This window comes from Kiritimatiellia bacterium, assembly GCA_028715905.1.
In the GTDB taxonomy this organism is placed as follows: Bacteria; Verrucomicrobiota; Kiritimatiellia; order JAAZAB01; family JAAZAB01; genus JAQUQV01.
Genome location: JAQUQV010000123.1, coordinates 1 through 3,166 on the forward strand (window position 1 = coordinate 1; position 3,166 = coordinate 3,166).

Annotated in this window: 4 protein-coding genes; 2 read left to right on the forward strand and 2 right to left on the reverse strand. The window is 57.9% G+C overall.

The genetic code is table 11. The annotated features are described in order from the left end of the window. Positions 1–470, reverse strand: a 470-nt coding sequence (gene lipB / locus PHP98_12035; GenBank protein MDD5484357.1) for a lipoyl(octanoyl) transferase LipB, incomplete at its 3' end; no start/stop codon positions are given. A 125-nt stretch (positions 471–595) separates the two neighbouring features. Between lipB and tdh the strand changes: the two genes are divergently transcribed. Then, complete coding sequence (gene tdh, locus PHP98_12040) at positions 596–1,624, forward strand: L-threonine 3-dehydrogenase (GenBank protein ID MDD5484358.1); 1,029 nt, start codon at positions 596–598, stop codon at positions 1,622–1,624. 23 nt (positions 1,625–1,647) lie between these two features. Next, on the forward strand, positions 1,648–2,832 hold the full coding sequence (gene kbl, locus PHP98_12045; protein ID MDD5484359.1) for a glycine C-acetyltransferase: 1,185 nt from the start codon (positions 1,648–1,650) through the stop codon (positions 2,830–2,832). Here the strand turns inward: kbl and PHP98_12050 are convergent. Further along, a partial coding sequence (locus PHP98_12050; GenBank protein ID MDD5484360.1) for a GTPase HflX occupies positions 2,829–3,166 on the reverse strand: 338 nt, incomplete at its 5' end. The genes kbl and PHP98_12050 overlap by 4 nt on opposite strands.

Consider the following 3,166-nt stretch of genomic DNA (forward strand, 5'->3'; position numbering starts at 1 on the left):
CGCCTGACCCTTACCCCGATGGCCGCCAGTTTGCCCCCCTCCGTCCAGGCGCCGGTCATGCCCGTGCGCCGCCAGGCCCGCACTCCGAAAAGCTCAGCCGTGCGGATGGCCACCTCTTCAAGGGCGCCGAGATAACCGCGCACACCCCCCGCCCCATCCGCCGCAGCCGCCCCCCCCGCCCCCAGCTTGATAATGGGATACATGACAAGTTGGCCGGGTCCGTGAAAAGTTACCGCGCCGCCGCGCGATGATTTTGCAATTTCAATCCCTTTCGCCCTTAATGCCCTTTCCGAAAGCAGAATCTGCTCCGGCCTGGAGCGGACCCCGCAGGTAATAACCGGAGTATGCTCAAGAAAAAGCACCGTGTCCGGAACCAGGTCTCTGATCCGCGCCGCCAACATTTCCTCCTGAAGCGCTAGGGCGTCATGGTAGGATAACGCCTGATCAAAATATATGACGCGCGTTTTCATAAATCCTCCCCGGCCGATAACTGCCGTGAGATCCAATCCAAAAAAAACTTTTATTCAAGCACGAAAGAGATTACTATCTTTCCGGCTAAATAAAAAAAGAAAAGAGAAATAAAAAAATGAAAACAATGAAGGCGATCGTAAAAAAGAAGCCCGAGCCGGGGCTCTGGCTGGAGGAAGTCCCCGTCCCGGAACCCGGCATCAATGACGTTCTCATAAAAATCATGAAGACCGCCATCTGCGGAACCGATGTCCACATTTACAACTGGGACGCCTGGTCGCAGAAAACAATCCCCGCGCCCATGGTCATCGGCCATGAATTTGTCGGCCGCGTGGAACGGACGGGATCCAACGTTACGGATTTTCACCCCGGCGATATTGTCAGCGGGGAGGGGCATATTGTCTGCGGCCGCTGCCGGAACTGCCTGGCCGGCCGGCGCCATCTCTGCATGAACACGAGCGGCGTGGGCGTCAACCGGACCGGCGCCTACGCGGAATACCTTTGCATCCCGGTAACCAACGTCTGGTACGCCGACCCGAAAATACCGCTGGATATTCTCTCCATCTTTGACCCCCTCGGCAATGCCGCGCACACGGCGCTTTCCTTTAACGTCCTCGGCGAGGACGTGCTCATAACCGGGGCGGGCCCCATCGGCATCATGGCCGCGGCCATCGCCAAACACGCCGGGGCGCGTTACGTGGTCATTACCGACGTCAATCCCTACCGCCTTGAACTCGCGCGGAAAATGGGGGCCACTCTGGCCGTGGACGTGCGCTCCGAAAATTTAAAAAACGCGCAGAAAACACTGGGCATGAAAGAGGGGTTTGACGTCGGCCTGGAAATGTCGGGCAATCCCGCGGGCCTGCGCGATATGCTCGCCAACATGTGCCACGGCGGAAAAATCGCCCTGCTGGGCATCCTGCCGCCGGAAACGGCCATTGACTGGAACACGGTCATCTTCAACGGGCTCTTCATCAAAGGCATCTACGGCCGCGAAATGTACGAAACCTGGTACAAAATGACCTCCATGATCCAGACCGGACTGGACGTCGCGCCGGTTATCACCCATCGTTTTCATTATACCGAATTTGAAAAGGCGTTTCAAATAATGCGCTCCGGCAATTCCGGCAAGATCGTTCTGGACTGGACGGCGTGAGGACGCAAATCAGGGATAAAACCATGTACGGAAAAATGCAAGAACACCTGGCCGGCCAGATTGACCGGATAAAACAAAACGGACTGTTCAAGTCCGAGCGGGTCATCACGGGGCCGCAAAGCCGCCAAATAAAAGTGCGGGGCGGGCGCGAAGCGCTCAACCTGTGCGCCAACAATTATCTCGGGCTGGCCTCCCACCCCGCAATTATCGCCGCGGCGGAAGAAGGCCTGAAACGCTGGGGATACGGACTTGCTTCCGTGCGTTTCATCTGCGGAACCCAGGCGGTCCACAAAGAACTGGAAGAGAAGATCAGCCGCTTCCTGGGCACGGAGGACACCCTTCTTTATTCGTCCTGCTTTGACGCCAACGGCGGACTTTTTGAAACCCTGCTTTCCGAGGAGGACGCCGTCATCAGCGATGAATTGAACCACGCCAGCATCATTGACGGCATCCGCCTCTGCAAGGCGCAGCGTTTCCGTTATAAGACCTCAGATATGAACGCGCTGGAAGCCCGGCTCAAGGAAGCGGATAAGGCCCGCTTCCGTTTAATCGCCACCGACGGCGTATTTTCCATGGATGGCGCCATCGCCAGGCTGGATGAAATCTGCGGCCTGGCCGAAAAACACGGCGCCCTCGTCATTATTGACGATTCCCACGCCGTCGGTGTTATCGGGGAAAAAGGCCGCGGCACGCACGAATACCGCGGCGTGATGGACCGGGTTGACATCATCACCGGCACTCTGGGCAAGGCCCTCGGCGGAGCCAGCGGCGGTTACACCAGCGGCCGAAAAGAAATCATTGATTTCCTGCGCCAGCGTTCGCGGCCCTATCTCTTCTCAAACACGCTCGCGCCCATGGTGGCCGCGGCCTCAATCAAGGCCCTTGAACTTATTTCCGCCTCAAACGACCTGCGCGACCGCCTGATGCAAAACACCCGACATTTCCGCGCGGGTATGACGACGCTGGGATTTAATATCAAGCCCGGCGAACACCCGATCGTGCCGATCATGATCGGGGACGCCGAAAAAGCCCAGAAAACGGCGGCCCGACTTCTTGAAAAAGGGGTTTATGTGATCGGCTTCTTTTATCCGGTCGTTCCGCAGGGCGCGGCCAGAATCCGCGTGCAGCTTTCAGCGGCGCACACCATCGCCGACCTGGATTTTGCCATACGCATGTTCGCCGAGACCAAATCCGAATTAGGGCTTTAACCCGCGGCGGGAATCATGCCAGCCATGGTTTTTTTCAGCTCCGCCAGCCCGTCCTTGCTCCGCGCCGAAATAAAAAGCGCCCCCGGAAACGCGCGGGCCAATTCGTCCTGATCCTTGATGCGGTCGGTTTTGTTCATCAACAGCAGCCGCGGAATCCGCCCCGCCCCCATTTCCTCCAGGGTTTTATAAACCACGCTGATTTGTTCGCGGACATGGCCATGGGCGGCATCCGCCACAACCAGAAGCATATCCGACTCGCGTATTTCTTCAAGCGTTGAACGAAATGAAGCCACCAGGCCGGGCGGCAGATGGCGGATGAAGCCGACCGTGTCGG

Coding starts and splice junctions, on each gene's coding strand:
- tdh (MDD5484358.1), top strand. CDS start 596: ATGAAGGCGATCGTAAAAAAGAAGCCCGAGCCGGGGCTCTGGCTGGAG.
- kbl (MDD5484359.1), top strand. CDS start 1,648: ATGTACGGAAAAATGCAAGAACACCTGGCCGGCCAGATTGACCGGATA.